Source organism: Bordetella genomosp. 13 (assembly GCF_007679965.1).
In the GTDB taxonomy this organism is placed as follows: domain Bacteria; phylum Pseudomonadota; class Gammaproteobacteria; order Burkholderiales; family Burkholderiaceae_B; genus Bordetella.
Genome location: NZ_VEHL01000003.1, coordinates 443,052 through 458,001, shown reverse-complemented (window position 1 = coordinate 458,001; position 14,950 = coordinate 443,052). Strand labels below are relative to the sequence as shown.

The 14,950-nt window shown below is 68.5% G+C and carries 15 protein-coding genes; 8 read left to right on the top strand and 7 right to left on the bottom strand.

All coding sequences use genetic code 11. The features are described 5' to 3' along the window. The first annotated feature begins 24 nt into the window (after positions 1–24). Genes FS845_RS10820 through FS845_RS10800 form a run of 5 tightly spaced genes read left to right on the top strand, consistent with a single transcriptional unit; the run spans position 25 to position 4,764 of the window. Entirely contained in the window at positions 25–1,206 is a 1,182-nt protein-coding gene (locus FS845_RS10820; protein WP_144634223.1) for a carbon-phosphorus lyase complex subunit PhnI, read from the top strand. Continuing rightward, entirely contained in the window at positions 1,203–2,075 is an 873-nt protein-coding gene (locus tag FS845_RS10815) for an alpha-D-ribose 1-methylphosphonate 5-phosphate C-P-lyase PhnJ (RefSeq protein WP_144634220.1), read from the top strand. The genes FS845_RS10820 and FS845_RS10815 overlap by 4 nt, the downstream gene beginning before the upstream one ends. Next, positions 2,075–2,851 carry a phosphonate C-P lyase system protein PhnK gene (gene phnK, locus FS845_RS10810; RefSeq protein ID WP_144634217.1) on the top strand — a complete coding sequence of 259 codons (777 nt, stop codon included), beginning with the start codon at positions 2,075–2,077 and terminating at the stop codon, positions 2,849–2,851. The genes FS845_RS10815 and phnK overlap by 1 nt, the downstream gene beginning before the upstream one ends. A gap of 1 nt (position 2,852) precedes the next feature. Then, complete coding sequence (phnL, locus tag FS845_RS10805; RefSeq protein ID WP_144634214.1) at positions 2,853–3,569, top strand: phosphonate C-P lyase system protein PhnL; 717 nt, start codon at positions 2,853–2,855, stop codon at positions 3,567–3,569. Between the two features lie 4 nt (positions 3,570–3,573). Then, positions 3,574–4,764 (top strand): alpha-D-ribose 1-methylphosphonate 5-triphosphate diphosphatase, encoded by a 1,191-nt coding sequence (locus tag FS845_RS10800; protein ID WP_144634212.1) that lies wholly within the window; start codon positions 3,574–3,576, stop codon positions 4,762–4,764. A 72-nt stretch (positions 4,765–4,836) separates the two neighbouring features. Here FS845_RS10800 and FS845_RS10795 read toward each other — a convergent pair whose 3' ends face one another. Beyond that, positions 4,837–5,190 (bottom strand): cytochrome b, encoded by a 354-nt coding sequence (locus FS845_RS10795; protein WP_186332236.1) that lies wholly within the window; start codon positions 5,188–5,190, stop codon positions 4,837–4,839. 285 nt (positions 5,191–5,475) lie between these two features. On the opposite strand from FS845_RS10795, the gene FS845_RS10790 reads away from it, so the two are divergent. After that, positions 5,476–6,204 carry an urease accessory protein UreE gene (locus FS845_RS10790; RefSeq protein WP_144634206.1) on the top strand — a complete coding sequence of 243 codons (729 nt, stop codon included), beginning with the start codon at positions 5,476–5,478 and terminating at the stop codon, positions 6,202–6,204. A gap of 12 nt (positions 6,205–6,216) precedes the next feature. On the opposite strand, the gene FS845_RS26490 is transcribed toward FS845_RS10790, so the two are convergent. From FS845_RS26490 to FS845_RS10770, 5 genes are all read right to left on the bottom strand, one after another. Next, a complete protein-coding gene (locus tag FS845_RS26490) occupies positions 6,217–6,384 on the bottom strand; it encodes a hypothetical protein (RefSeq protein WP_186332235.1) in 168 nt (55 codons plus the stop codon). 396 nt (positions 6,385–6,780) lie between these two features. After that, a complete protein-coding gene (locus FS845_RS10785; RefSeq protein ID WP_144634203.1) occupies positions 6,781–7,950 on the bottom strand; it encodes a S8 family peptidase in 1,170 nt (389 codons plus the stop codon). 315 nt (positions 7,951–8,265) lie between these two features. Then, on the bottom strand, positions 8,266–9,753 hold the full coding sequence (mctP, locus tag FS845_RS10780; protein WP_144634200.1) for a monocarboxylate uptake permease MctP: 1,488 nt from the start codon (positions 9,751–9,753) through the stop codon (positions 8,266–8,268). Further along, the gene (locus FS845_RS10775) at positions 9,753–9,932 is read right to left on the bottom strand and encodes a DUF3311 domain-containing protein (protein ID WP_144634197.1); all 180 of its coding nucleotides are present in this window, start codon (positions 9,930–9,932) and stop codon (positions 9,753–9,755) included. The genes mctP and FS845_RS10775 overlap by 1 nt, the downstream gene beginning before the upstream one ends. Positions 9,933–10,123: 191 nt before the next feature. After that, positions 10,124–10,741 carry a YceI family protein gene (locus FS845_RS10770; protein ID WP_144634194.1) on the bottom strand — a complete coding sequence of 206 codons (618 nt, stop codon included), beginning with the start codon at positions 10,739–10,741 and terminating at the stop codon, positions 10,124–10,126. A 224-nt stretch (positions 10,742–10,965) separates the two neighbouring features. Here FS845_RS10770 and FS845_RS10765 point away from each other — a divergent pair, with 224 nt between their 5' ends. Then, positions 10,966–11,736, top strand: coding sequence for a M48 family metallopeptidase (locus FS845_RS10765; protein ID WP_144634191.1), 771 nt, complete (start codon positions 10,966–10,968; stop codon positions 11,734–11,736). A gap of 173 nt (positions 11,737–11,909) precedes the next feature. On the opposite strand, the gene FS845_RS10760 is transcribed toward FS845_RS10765, so the two are convergent. Beyond that, the gene (locus FS845_RS10760) at positions 11,910–12,926 is read right to left on the bottom strand and encodes a tripartite tricarboxylate transporter substrate binding protein (RefSeq protein ID WP_144634188.1); all 1,017 of its coding nucleotides are present in this window, start codon (positions 12,924–12,926) and stop codon (positions 11,910–11,912) included. 238 nt (positions 12,927–13,164) lie between these two features. On the opposite strand from FS845_RS10760, the gene FS845_RS10755 reads away from it, so the two are divergent. Then, entirely contained in the window at positions 13,165–14,910 is a 1,746-nt protein-coding gene (locus FS845_RS10755) for an IlvD/Edd family dehydratase (RefSeq protein ID WP_144634185.1), read from the top strand. The last annotated feature ends 40 nt before the right edge of the window (positions 14,911–14,950 follow it).

The following is a 14,950-nucleotide window of genomic DNA, read 5'->3' as shown; positions in this document are numbered from 1 at the left end:
CGGGAGCGGCCCATCGGAGCTGCCATGTACGTAGCCGTCAAGGGTGGCGAACGCGCCATCCTCAATTCCTACCGCCTGCTGGACCAGTACCGGCGCGGCGACACCGCGCTGGCCGAGCTGACGCTGGCGCAGATCCAGCAGCAGTTGCCGCTGGCCGTCTCGCGCGTCATGGCCGAGGGCGCGCTGTACGACCCGCACCTGGCCGCGCTGGCCATCAAGCAGGCGGCCGGCGACACGCTGGAAGCCGTGTTCCTGCTGCGCGCCTACCGCACCACGCTGCCGCGCCTGGGCTATACCGAGGCCATCGACACCGGGCGCATGCAACTGCAGCGCCGGATCTCATCGACCTTCAAGGACGTGCCGGGCGGCCAGATGCTGGGCCCCACCTACGATTACACGCAGCGCCTGCTGGACTTCAGCCTGGAAGAGCCGAGCGCGGCCGATCCCCTGCCCACGGGCGATCCCGTGCCGCGCAGCGCCGCGTCCGACGCCCCCGCCGATGAGTCCGCGATCGGCCTGCGTCCCGGCCAGACCGCCACGCCGCGCGTGACCGACCTGCTGCAGCGCGACGCGCTGATCGACGCCGACCTGCCGCCGCCCGGCGATCCCGCGCCCTTCGACCTGACGCGCCAGCCCATGACCTTCCCGGCGGACCGTCCCGCGCGGCTGCAGAACCTGGCCCGCGCGGACGAGGGTTTCCTGCTGTCCATGGGCTATTCCACGCAGCGCGGCTACGGCAACACGCACCCCTTCGCCGCCGAGATCCGCTACGGCTCGCTGGAAGTCGAGATGATTCTGGAAGAGCTCGACGCGCCGGTGGTCATCGGCGAGATCGACGTCACCGAATGCCAGATGGTCAGCCAGTTCGCGGGCAGCACGCAGGAAGGCCCGAAGTTCACGCGCGGCTACGGCCTGACCTTCGGCTATGGCGAGCGCAAGGCCATGTCCATGGCGCTGGTGGACCGCTCGCTGCGCGCCGCCGAGCTGGGCGAGCCGGCCCAGTCGCCCGCCAACGACCAGGAGTTCGTGCTGTACCACAGCGACAACGTCGAAGCCTCGGGCTTCGTGCAGCACCTGAAGCTACCCCACTACGTCGATTTCCAGGCCAACCTCGAACTGCTGCGCCGCCTGCGGGCCGAGCACGACGAGGCCGTCTCGGCCCGGCTGCAACCGCCGGCGGACGCCGGCACGGAGGCCCAGGCATGACCGCCACCCCGCAACTTCCCACCCGCGATCCGCACTACAACTTCGGCTACCTGGACGAGTCCACCAAGCGCATGCTGCGACGCGCGCTGCTCAAGGCGGTGGCCATCCCCGGCTACCAGGTGCCGTTCGGCAGCCGCGAGATGCCGCTGCCCTACGGCTGGGGCACGGGCGGCATCCAGGTGACCGCCTCGATCATCGGCCAGCACGACGTGCTGAAGGTCATCGACCAGGGCTCGGACGACACCACCAACGCCATCAACATCCGCCGCTTCTTCGGCCGCGTGACGGGCGTGCGCACCACCGAGTCGACGCGCGAGGCCACCATCATCCAGACCCGCCACCGCGTGCCCGAAACGCCGCTGTCGGAAGGCCAGGTGATGGTGTTCCAGGTGCCGATCTCCGAGCCGCTGCGCTGGCTCGAGCCCAGCGAAGTCGAGACGCGCACCATGCACGCGCTGGCCGAATACGGAGCCATGCACGTGCGGCTGTACGAGGACATCGCGCGCTATGGGCATATCGCCACGACCTACGACTATCCCGTCACCGTGAACGGACGCTACATGATGCGGCCTTCGCCCATCCCCAAGTTCGACAACCCCAAGCTGGACATGAACCCCGCGCTGATGCTGTTCGGCGCCGGCCGCGAGAAGCGCGTGTACGCCGTGCCGCCCTACACCCGAGTGGCCAGCCTGGATTTCGAGGACCATCCCTTCACCGTCGAGAAGTGGTCGGAAAGCTGCGCGCTGTGCGGCTCGCACGACAGTTTCCTGGACGAGATCATCCTGGACGACCAGGGCACGCGCCGCTTCGTGTGCTCTGACACCGAGTACTGCGGGCACCGCCAGCAAGCCAACGAGGAGGCCTCGTGATGGACGAACGCGCCCTGCTGTCCGTACGCAACCTGACGCGTACCTGGGACGGCGTGCACGGCTGCCGCGACGTCAGCTTCGACCTGTATCCGGGCGAGGTGCTGTGCGTGGTCGGCGAATCCGGCTCCGGCAAGAGCACCCTGCTGCAGGCGCTGTCCTGGCAGGTCGAGCCCGAGGCCGGCAGTATCTGGTACGACGTGGACCAGCAAGGCCTGGTCAACCTGTCGAACCTGTCGGGCGCGCAGCGCCGCCTGCTGTCGCGCACCGACTGGGGCTTCGTGCGCCAGCATGCGCGCGACGGCCTGCGCATGCAGGTCAGCGCGGGCGCCAACATCGCCGAGCGACTGATGGCGGTGGGCCAGCGCCACTACGGGTCCCTGCGCGGCACCGCCGCCAGCTGGCTGGCCAAGATGGAGATCGACGAGGGCCGCCTGGACGAGGCGCCCGCCGCGTTCTCGGGCGGCATGCAGCAGCGCCTGCAGATCGCCCGCAACCTGGTCACGCATCCGCGCATGGTGCTGATGGACGAGCCCACCGCCTCGCTGGACGTGTCGGTGCAGGCGCGCCTGCTGGATCTGCTGCGCCAGTTGGTGACCGACCTGCGCCTGGCCGCGGTGATCGTCACGCACGACCTGGCCGTGGCGCGCCTGCTGGCCCAGCGCACGCTGGTGATGCGCGGCGGCAGCGTGGTGGAAAGCGGCCTGACCGACCAGATTCTCGACGACCCGCAGCATCCGTATACGCAGCTGCTGGTCTCTTCCATTCTGCAGAGCTGACATGACGACCCGCGAATCCATGATCGAAGTGCGCGGCCTGCGCAAGCTGTTCACGCTGCACAACCAGGGCGGCATCCGCCTGCCCGTGCTGGACGAAATCAGTTTCGACGCCGCGGGCGGCGACTGCCTGGTGCTGTCGGGCCCGTCGGGCGCCGGCAAGAGCACCCTGCTGCGCTGCCTGTACGGCAACTACCTGGCGACGGCGGGCAGCATCCGCGTGCGCGGCGGCGCGCAGTGGACCACGCTGACCGGCGCCACCGAACAGCAGGTGCTGGCCCTGCGGCGCGACACGGTGGCCTACGTCAGCCAGTTCCTGCGCGTGATTCCGCGCGTGAACACGCTGGACGTGGTGGCCGAGCCCCTGCGCCAGCGCGGCACGCCGGCCGACGAGGCGCGCGAGCGCGCCGCGCGGCTGCTGGTCCGGCTGAACGTGCCCGAACGGCTGTGGACGCTGGCGCCCGCCACGTTCTCGGGCGGCGAGCAGCAGCGCGTGAACATCGCGCGCGGCTTCATCGGCGGGCATCCCGTGCTGCTGCTGGACGAGCCCACGGCATCGCTGGACGCGGGCAACCGCGCCGTGGTCGTCGAACTGATCGAAGAGGCATTGGCCGCCGGGCGCTGCCTGGTCGGCATTTTCCACGACGAGGCCGTTCGCGACGCCGTCGCCACGCGCCTGTTGCCCCTGCACGCCGCCGCGCCCGCGGCCCTGACGGAATGAACCCATGACCGCCACCTACCTGACCCGCGCCCGCATCGTCATGCCTGACCGCGTGCTGGAACGCAGCGCCCTGCTGATCGAGGACGGCCGCATCGCGGCCATCGAGCCCGGCGCCGCGCCGCGCGGCGCCCAGGTCGTGGACCTGGACGGGCAGACGCTGATGCCGGGCCTGATCGACCTGCATTGCGACGCCATCGAGAAAGAGGCCGAGCCCCGCGCCCGGGTGCAGTTCCCGATGGATTTCGCGGTGGCGCAGGTGGACCGCCGCAACGCCGCGGCGGGCATCACCACGCCCTATCACGCCCTGTCGTTCGCCAACAATGAATGGGGCGTGCGCAACAACCAGACCGCGGCGCAGCTGGCGCGCACCATCCGGGGCTTTCGCGGCCAGGGGCTGGTCGACAACCGCGTGCACTGCCGCTACGAGATCACCGATCCCCAGGCCATGGACGTGCTGGAATCGCTGCTGGACGAAGGCGTGGTGGACCTGCTGTCGGTGATGGACCATTCGCCCGGCCAGGGGCAGTTCAAGACGATGGAGGCCTATCTGCAGTACATGATGGGCAACCACGGCATGGACCGGGGCCAGGCCGAGGCGGCCGCCGAAGCAAAGCTGCGCGCGGCCACCGGTGCGGGCGCGCGCGTGGAACGCCTGGTGGCGCACGCGCAGCGCGCGGGCGTGCCCACGGCCAGCCACGACGACGATTCGGTGCATCGCATCGCCACGATGCGCAACCTGGGCGTGACGATCAGCGAGTTCCCGATCACGCTGGACACCGCCAAGGCGGCGGTGTCGTGCGGACTGGCGACCATCATGGGCGCGCCCAACATCCTGCGCGGCGGCAGCCAGAGCGGTTCGATGCGCGCCATCGACGCCATCCGCGCGGGCGTGGCGAGCTGCCTGTGCTCGGACTACCAGCCCTCGACGTTGATCGGTGCGGTGTACCTGGCGGTGTCGCAGGCGGACCTGACGCTGCCGCAGGCCGTGGCGCTGGTGACGGCGAATCCGGCCGCGGCGTGCGGGCTGCCGGACCGTGGACGGATCGCGCAAGGACTGCGGGCGGACCTGGTGGCGGTGACGCAGGTCGCGGGGATGCCGATGGTGAGCCATACGTGGTCGCAGGGGCGGCTGGTGTGCGCGACGCGGTATCCGGATGGGGATGTGGATGCGGCCGCGCGCATGATGGCGGCTTGAACCCGGACTGTCCGCTCGCGGATGTGATGGACGAGGTGGCGTCGTCTGCTCGCGGGCTGGCCTGGAGAGGGGTTATTCAGCGCCGCAGTCATGGCTGCGGATTCTCGTCCTCGCGCTTTCGCGCTGCGGGCGCGAACCCTCCGCCATGGCGAGGGCGGCCATGCCCTTCCAGCCAGGATCGGCATTGGGCAGCTTGCGGCCCGCATAGGCGCGCCACACGATGCGAAGCAGGAAAACGGCGGCCAGGATGACGCCCAGGCCCACGTGCAGGTGCTTGTAGGGGCCGGTCTGTTCGCGCGGCAGCGCGTCCCAGATCAGGAACAGCGAAAAAATGGCGATGATCAGCAGGGCCGTGGCCCAGTGCAGCAGGCGGGTCGGGCCGTCGTAGCGGCCGGCGGTGGCGTCTGGAACGGGTACGGAGGACATGGGCAACCAGGTGATGGGAAATCGCCGGCGTGACGCCGGTCGGGACAACGGCCATGCACCATGGCGCCCCATGGCGCGGCGTTATTCCACGGACAATGCAGCTTGTGAAGGATTCCGAGAACGCGCCGGGCCAGACACGCGATCCGCAAGGCGGATATGATCCATCATGGCCGGCATGCCCATGTCTAAGCCGATCCCGAAACCCCGCCGCGTCGTGGCCAGCCCTGCCGCAGGGCCCACGGCGCGGTTGCTGCCCGAGCCGCAGCGTTCCTTTGTTGCCCGAACATGATCCGTATCGAGAAAGTACTTGGTGATGAATCCAGCATCGCGGCGCCGCTACGCCGCCGTGCCGCCGGACTGACGCTGGCCTATGCGGACCGCCGCCACGGCCATGCCGCCGTATCGCTGGACGACGGCCGCCAGGCGGAGCTGGCCCTGCCCGAAGGCACCAGCCTGCGCGCAGGCGCCATCCTGATCGCCACCGACGGCACGCTGGTGCGCGTGACGGCCGCCCAGCAGCCGGTGCTGCGCGTCACCAGCCCCGATCCGCTGGCGCTGCTGCGCGCGGCCTACCAGTTGGGCAAGCGTCAGGTGCCGGTACAGGTGCTGGCGGATGCCCTGCTGCTGGAAGACGATGCGACGGTGCGCGGCGTGCTGCAGCAGCTGGGGCTGAGTGTGGAAGAGGCGCAAGGCGCATTCGATCCCGAAGCCGACGTTCAGGCCAACGCGCGCAGGCATGGCCACGATCATGCCCACGGCGGCCACGTGCATGGGCCGGGATGCGGGCATGATCATGGACACGGACATACGCACGATCACGCACACGAGGCCCATGTACACGGGCCGGACTGCGGACATGATCATGGGCATGCACACGCGCATGGACATGCGAACGAAGCCCACGTGCATGGGCCCGGGTGCGGGCATGGCCATGATCACGATCACGGCCATGAGCATGGCCATTCCCATGACCACGCCCATGGGCACGAGCACGGCCCCGCGAAGGGCCGTTGAAGGCAGGAGCGATCAGCCGGCCGCGCTGCGGTAGTCCGCGTCGGTGAACTCGGCCTTGGTGGCGGCCGGGGACGCCGAGGCGGGCGCGGCGGCGGCCGCGGCATCGGCCTCTTGATCGGCAATGCCGAACAGGGAGAGTTCGGCGGTGACCAGCGCATCCAGGAAGTTTGTCTTTTCCATCGTATAGCTCCTGCTTGACGAGATACATAACGAACCGCGCGCCAAAAATAATGCCGCACCGAGGCAGGTGCTTCGCCTCGGTACGACCGCGCGGCAAACCATGAAAGACCGAGCCGCCGTTCCTGGGGGCACCTGATACGGCGGCAAGGGATGATCCATGTTGCGCCCGCACAAACGCGCCCGTCAATTCGGTTTCTATAATTCTTCCGATAAAAAACGCGAATCGGCTGTCTTTATCAGGGCATCGTCAGCTATCCATAACGCAAGCTGAACAAACAGGATCTGGCGCGGCCTATCTCGCCGCGGCGCGGTCCGCCATTCGCCGCCTCTTTGCGACCCTTCGCGGCCATGGCGGCAGCAATGACGGGCTGCCATGAAGTTGGCCACGGCAGGCGACTATGGCGGCGATGTGACGAGCCCGAAGCCGAAGTCGCTGGCGTTGAATTCAGGAGCGAATATGGGCCGGGCGCTGCTGGTCAGCCGCGCGGACACCGCCTGCGACAGCAGCGGCTGGCCGTTCTGCGTCGCCCATTGCCACCACAGCGCCGCGACGCCGGCCACGTGGGGGCATGCCATGCTGGTGCCGTTCAATGCCCGCAACCCGCCTCCCGGCCAGGCCGACAGGACGTCCAGCCCCGGGGCGGCCAGATGGACCATGGTGTTCGAGAACACGGTGATGGCGTACTTCTGCACGTCCATCGGGTACGCCGCCCCGACGGGAATCACGCCGTCGGCGGCCGCCGGCAGGGAGGCCGAGACGGTGTACGCGCTGTGGATGTCCCGCCGGCTTTCATTGCCGGATGCGGCGATCACGACCGGCGCGGCGCCGAACGCGTTGTGCGCCCTGAACGCTGCCATCAGCACGTCGAACATCCGAAGATTGGCGCGATAGTCGACCAGTGCCTGCGAGGTGGCCAGGTCGATGGGCGATCCGCGCGCCACGTTCTCCTGCACGCTGCCGGGAAAATCGAAGCCCAGCGACATGGATATCACGTTGGCCCTCTGGCGCAACGCCCACTGCAACGCCTGGAAGATCATGTCGGAACTGCCACTGCCCTGGTCATCCAGCACCTTTCCGATGAACGCGTGCTGCACGCCGCGCGCCACGCCGATCCGGCGGCCGTCGACGTCGCGCCCGAAGATGGTGCCCGCGCAATGCGTGCCGTGCCCATGGCCATCGTGGCGGCCCGTGGAGGTGAAATCGTTGATGTCGAGCGTCATGCCCGCGAAAGCGGGATGCGACGCGTCGATGCCCGTGTCCAGCACCGCCACGGTGACGCCCATGCCGGTACAGGAGGAGACGTCGGCGCCCACCGCCGCAATCCCCCAGGCATCGCCGGCGGCGGACGCCTGGCCGGCGAGCGGTTTGATCAGGCGGGTCGCCATGGCCGGCGTGAGCAACCTGACGGTGGGATCGCGGCTCAACTCCGCCACGTCCCCGGGCTCCACGTTCTCGACTTCGATCCTCATGTCGGCCCCCGCGCCTTCCGCTGTGAGGACTCCCGGAGGGAGGGCCGGCCCACCACTGCGTGGCGGCGCCCCGCGCAAGACGATGTACTTTCCCATGGCAAGTCTCCCCGTCCGATCACTCGTGATGAAGCCGCGCGCGGGCTTCGAAGACAGCAGCCGCCCGACTCTATCTTCGAAGCACCGCATGCGCCATCGACCGGATTGGCGAGCCGGACTCCACCCACCGGACGTTCGGGCCATCCGTTCAGCGCGGGATCCTTCTTCGAGACCGATCCCGCTTGCTCCGATGTACGTACACCAGCACCAGGCTTCGGTAGCGGACCCCGAATGAAAACCGGCCCGCAGAGGGGCCGGCAAACTCGATACCACGGGAGATTCAGGCCACCCGCCACGCGGGCGGCCCGATGCGCATCACGCGCCCGGTTGGGCCACGGCGCGCGAACGCGAACCCAGCAGCAACTGCGCCACCACCGCCACGACGATGTTGACCACCAGCGCCAGCAGGCCCGTGTACATCGTGTAGGTCGTGCCGTCGATGACCATCGAGTGCACCGGCTTCACGCCGTCGGCGAACACCAGCGCCGTGCCGCCGCCCAGGCCCACCGCCCAGCCGATCAGCAGCGCGGTGCCGCCGAACCAGCGGGAGAACAGGCCGAACACCACCGCCGGGAAGGTCTGCAGGATCCACACGCCGCCCAGCAGCTGCAGGTCCAGCGCGAATTGGGTCGGGATGAACAGGATGAACACCAGCGCGCCCACCTTGACCACCAGCGACACCAGCTTGGCCACCTTGCCCTCGCCTTCCGGCGTGACGTTGGGGTTGACGTAGGCCTTCCAGAAGTTGCGCGTGAACAGGTTGGCCGCGCCGATCGACATCACCGCCGCCGGCACCAGCGCGCCGATGGCGATGGCCGAGAACGCGAAGCCCGCGAACCAGCTGGGAAACAGGGTGTTGAACAGCATCGGCACCACGTCGTTGTTGCTGCCCGGCTTGATGCCGGCGGCGTAGGCCATGTAGCCCAGCAGCGCGATCAGGCCCAGCAGCAGCGTGTAGGCCGGCAGGAAGATCGCGTTCTTGCGGATCGTGTCCGCGCTCTTGGCGGCGAAGATGCCGGTGAGCGTGTGCGGGTACATGAAGGCCGCCAGCGCCGAGCCCAGGGCCAGCGTGGCGTACGGAAGGAACTGCGCGGGCGCCAGCGTCAGGCCGCCGCTGCCCTTGGCCGCGTAGGCCTTGCCCGCCGTCTCGAACACCGCGCCGTAACCGCCCAGCTTCAGCGGCACCAGCACCACGGCCACCAGGACCACGATGTAGATCATCAGGTCCTTGACGAAGGCGATGAGCGCGGGCGCACGCAGGCCGGCCGAGTACGTGTACAGCGCCAGGATGATGAAGGCGGCGGCCAGCGGCAGCTCGCCCGTCAGGCCCAGGGCCTTGATCACCACTTCCATGCCGACCAGCTGCAGCGCGATGTACGGCATGGTGGCGACCACGCCGGTGACGGCCACGGCCAGTTCCAGCGGACGCGAGCCATAGCGGCCATAGACCACGTCGGCCGCGGTGACATGACCTTGCTTGTGCGCGACATTCCACAGCTTGGGCATGATGGCGAACACGATGGGGTACACCAGGATGGTGTACGGCAGCGCGAAGAAGCCGTAGGCGCCCACCGCATAGACCAGCGCGGGCACGGCGATGACGGTGTAGGCGGTGTAGAAGTCGCCGCCCACCAGGAACCAGGTGATCCAGGTGCCGAAGCGGCGGCCGCCCAGGCCCCACTCGTCCAGGTTGGCGTGGCTTTCGCCGCGCTGCCAGCGCGAGGCCCCGAACCCCATCACGGTGACCAGCAGGAAGAAGAAGATGAAGACCGACAGGGCGGCCCAGTTGATGTGGCTTTCCATCATTCCTCCCCGCCCTTGCGGTAGTGGCGGTACACCACCCACGTGAGGATCGCCGTGATCGGCACCCACAGCAGCTGATACCAGTAGAAGAACGGGAAGCCCATGAATGCGGGCAGGGCCTTGTTATAGAAAGGCACCCATAACAGGCCCAGGAATGGCAATAGAAGCAATATCCACATGATGACGTGCTGTCTCTTCGAAGTTGATGTCGTGGCAGAGCCTGGCTGCCCGCCGATGGGCGGGACTTCGACCGGAACGCGGGATCGGCCGCGTCCTGGGGCGCAACGATACCCTCGTCGCACTTCACCCGCCGAATAGCCCATTTCGCACCAAGGGGTATTCGGCGGGGCGCGTCCAGGGGCCGGCGCCGTCAGGGTTCGATGTGCGGGTCGGCGTCGGCCTGCCGCAGCGAGGCCACGGCGCTTTCGTCCAGCGCGACCTTGATGCTCAGCCCGATCTCGTCGGCGACCATCCGGTGGTCGGCCACCATGCCGAAGTCGCTGCGGCGGATGCTGCCGCGGGCCTCGAAGGCCACGGGGCCCCGGCCCGCCTCGCCCGGCACCAGCGCGACGTCCAGCGATTGCGGCCGCGTCAGGCCGCGGATGGTCAGCAGGCCCGTCATGGTCAGGTGCCCGGCATCGCCGCGGGTCAGGCCCGTGCTGCGGAAGTCGATCTCGGGATAGCGGGCCGCGTCGAAATAATCGGCCGACCGCAGCTTGCTGGCGCCGCCAGGCATGCCCACCCGGATCAGGCTGGCGCTCATGCGCACGGTGGCCTGGCTGTGCGTGATCTGCGCCGGATCCAGCGACAGGCTGCCCCGGAACTGCTGGAACTCGCCGGTTGGCCGCAGGAGGCCGCCCACCCGGGGGAAGAACTCGATGACGGCGTTGCGCTGGTCGAATGCGTAGGACACCGGTTCGGCACGCGCGGCCATCGTGCCGGCGAGGCCGGCCAGCAACAGGGGCACGAAGGCAAGGCGGATGGGCATCCAGGGCGCTCGTCGGGTTTGGGCCGCACAACTATAGACGGCATCCCTTGCAGAAATATTCCCGGAGCGCCGCCGTTGGTATTTGTTGCAGTCTGATAAGCAAAAATACCCGGCGACATCGACCGCCTATTTAAAGTCTAGCCCGCGCCACTTCAGTCCAATAACGGACGAAAAGCCCAGGCCGCTGCACACAAGCATAAGCAAACTTCAGAAAGAGGACTTCCATGCGTAAGATCACGTTCGGCACGACGGCTGTTGCCGCGGCCCTGCTGCTGGCAGGCTGCAACGGCGCGGGTGGTTTGCAGAATACCGACGGCCTGATGTCGGCGGGCGCCAGCATGTACCAGGCGGCCACGCTGTCCGACGCCGACATCGTCCAGATGTCGGATGCGGCCTGCAAGCAGAGCGACGCGGAATCCAAGGTGGCCGCGCCCAAGAGCAAGTACGCCACGCGCCTGACCCGCGTGATGAAGGGCTTCGGCGACATGGACCTGAACGGCAACAAGATCGACTACAAGGTCTACCTGACCAAGGACGTCAACGCCTGGGCCATGGGCAACGGTTGCGTGCGCGTCTACAGCGGCCTGATGGACATGATGAACGACGACGAACTGCGCGGCGTCATCGGCCACGAAATGGGCCACGTCGCCCTGGGCCACAGCAAGAAGGCCATGCAGACCGCCTACACGGTCAGCGCCGCCCGCAACGCCGCCTCCGCGGCCGGCGGCAGTGTCGTGGCCTCGCTGTCGGCCTCGCAGCTGGGCGACCTGACCGAGAAGTTCATCAACGCGCAGTTCTCGCAGTCGCAGGAAACCGCGGCCGACGACTACTCGTTCGACCTGCTGACCGAGAAGAAGATGAACCGCAAGGGCCTGGTCACGGCCTTCCAGAAGCTGGCCAAGCTGGACGGCGGCAAGAGCGACATGTTCAGCTCGCACCCCTCCTCGCCCGACCGTGCCGCGCGCATGGAATCGCGCCTGAAGAACGGCAAGTAAGCACGCGGCGCCCACGGGCGCCCGCGTCGACGGGACAAGCGGGGCGCACCGTTCGGTGCGCCCCGTTTCTTTGCCGGGCGTATCGAGGGCCCGGACGGGTTGGACGGCCGCGGTTCGGCCGTGCCGCACCGGCGATCGGCCGCGCGGCGGGTCCCGGCCCGCCGCGGCCAGGGTCACTCGGGCTTGACGTTGCCCTCGCGGATCACGTCCGCCCATTGCTTGCGTTCGGCGCTGATGCGCGCCGCGGCGTCGGCCGGGGTGGTCCAGGTGGCGACGGCGCCCTGGGCCAGCAGGGCCTCCCGCACCGACGGCTTGGCCAGGATGGTCTTGAGCGTGCCGTTGAGCTTGTCGATCACCGGCGCCGGCGTGCCGGCGGGCGCGACGATGCCGAACATCGAGCTGACCTCGAAGCCCTTCAGGCCGGCCTCGGCGGACGTGGGCACGTCGGGCAGCGCCTCGGCGCGCGCGGAGGCCGTCACGGCCAGGGCGCGCAGCTTGCCCGACTTCACGTGGGCCTGCGCCGCGGGCACCGTCTCGATCATGCCCAGCACCTGGCCGCCCATCAGGTCGGTCATGGCCGGACCGCTGCCCTTGTAGGGCACGTGCAGCACGTCCACGCCGGCCACGCGCTTGAACATCTCGGTGGCCAGGTGCTGCGGCGAACCGTTGCCCGACGACGCCATGGTCATGGAGCCCGGCTTGCTCTTGACCAGCGCGATGAACTCCTGCAGCGTGTTGGCCTTGACCGACGGATTGACCACGAACACCAGCGGCACCGTGCCCACGATGGACACAGGCGAGAAGCTCTTCTCGATGTCGTACGGCACGCGCCCCTTGTACAGCTCGGCGTTGATGGAGTGGCTGGTCAGCGCGCCCAGCAGCAGCGTGTAGCCATCCGGCGCGGCCTTGGCGACCTGGTCGGCGCCGATGTTGCCCGCCGCGCCGGCGCGGTTCTCGACCACCACGCTCTGGCCCAGCGCGCCCGTCAGTTCCTGCGCCATGACGCGGCCGATCACGTCGGTGGCGCCCCCGGGCGGATACGGCACGATCATGCGCACGGGACGGTCGGGATAGGTATCCTGGGCCTGCGCGGCCGGGGCACAGGCCGCGCCCACGGCCAGCGCCATCAGCGAGCAGACGAACGCGCGGCGGTGCATGCGCCCGGCCGCGGTAGAGCGAAAAGCGGACATGGCTTGTCTCCATTCCGGAACCGGATTATTGAAGGATGGGTGGATGTTGTGCCCGGTTCGCTTGCCGGGCAGTGTAGGCGGCATGGCTTGATTGATTAATCAGTATTTTTCTATCGAATGATCCGGAAACTCGATCAATTTTCGGCCTCTGGAGAAAGTGCTTGCCGCGCCCGAGCCGCGCTGGCTATGATGGCCGGCTGAATTATCAATAATATTATCGGAACAGTAGGAACACGACATGAGCCAGAAAAAGCAGCCGCCCGCCGCGGGCAAGGGCCTGTCCAAGGGACTGACGAACTACGGGGACACCGGCTTCTCGCTGTTCCTGCGCAAGGCCTTCATCAAGGGCGCGGGCTACACCGACGACGCGCTGTCGCGCCCGGTCATCGGCATCGTCAACACCGGCAGCAGCTACAACCCCTGCCATGGCAACGCGCCGCAGCTGATCGAGGCCGTCAAGCGCGGCGTCATGCTGGCCGGGGGCCTGCCCGTGGACTTTCCCACCATCTCGGTGCACGAGAGCTTCTCGCATCCGACCAGCATGTACCTGCGCAACCTGATGTCCATGGACACGGAAGAAATGATCCGTGCCCAGCCCATGGATGCCGTGGTGCTGATCGGCGGCTGCGACAAGACCGTCCCGGCCCAGCTGATGGGCGCCGCCTCGGCCAACGTGCCCGCCATCCAGCTGGTGACCGGCTCGATGCTCACGGGCGCGCACCGCGGCGAGCGCGTGGGCGCCTGTACCGATTGCCGCCGCTACTGGGGCCGCTACCGCGCCGACGAGATCGACGCCGCCGAGATCAGCGACGTGAACAACCAGCTGGTGGCCAGCGTGGGCACGTGCTCGGTGATGGGCACGGCCAGCACCATGGCCTGCGTGACCGAGGCACTGGGCATGATGGTGTTCGGCGGCGGCTCGGCGCCGGCCGTCACGGCCGACCGCGTGCGCGTGGCCGAGCAGACCGGCACCACTGCCGTGGCCATGGCGAAGTCGGGCCTGACGCCCGACCGCATCCTCACGGGCAAGGCTATCGAGAACGCCCTGCGCGTGCTGCTGGCCATCGGCGGCTCCACCAACGGCATCGTGCACCTGACGGCCATCGCCGGCCGCCTGGGCATCGACATCGACCTGGCTGGGCTGGATGCCATGAGCAAGGAGACCCCGGTGCTGGTGGACCTGAAGCCCTCGGGCCAGCACTACATGGAAGACTTCCACAAGGCGGGCGGCATGCCCGCCCTGCTGCGCGAGCTGCGCCCGCTGCTGCACCTGGACACGCTGACGGTCAGCGGCCGCACGCTGGGCGAGATGCTGGACGAGGCGCCCGCGCCCTTCGCGCAGGACGTGATCCGGCCGTTCGACAAGCCCATCTATCCGCTGGGCGGCCTGGCCGTGCTGCGCGGCAACCTGGCCCCGGGCGGCGCCATCATCAAGCAGTCGGCCGCCAACCCCAAGCTGATGGAACACGAGGGCCGCGCGGTGGTGTTCGAGGACGCCGAGGACATGGCGCTGCGCATCGACAACGACGACCTGGACGTGACCGCCGAGGACATCCTGGTGCTCAAGCGCATCGGCCCCACGGGCGCGCCGGGCATGCCCGAGGCCGGCTACATGCCGATCCCGCGCAAGCTGGCGCGCGCCGGCGTGAAGGACATGGTGCGCATCTCGGACGGCCGCATGAGCGGCACCGCGGCCGGCACCATCGTGCTGCACGTCACGCCCGAGTCCGCCATCGGCGGTCCGCTGGCGCACGTGCGCAATGGCGACCGCATCCGCCTGTCGGTGGCCAACCGCGAGATCTCGCTGCTGATCAGCGACGAGGAACTGGCGCGGCGCGCCGCCGAGGTGAAGATCGAGCGGCCGTCGGCCGAGCGCGGCTACCGCAAGCTGTTCCTGCAGACGGTCACGCAGGCCGACCAGGGTGTCGACTTCGACTTCCTGCGCGCCACCGAGACCCAGGAGAAGGTGCCGCGCAAGCGCTGATGCCCGCCCGAGCATGACGAACCGCCCTGCCCGGCCAATC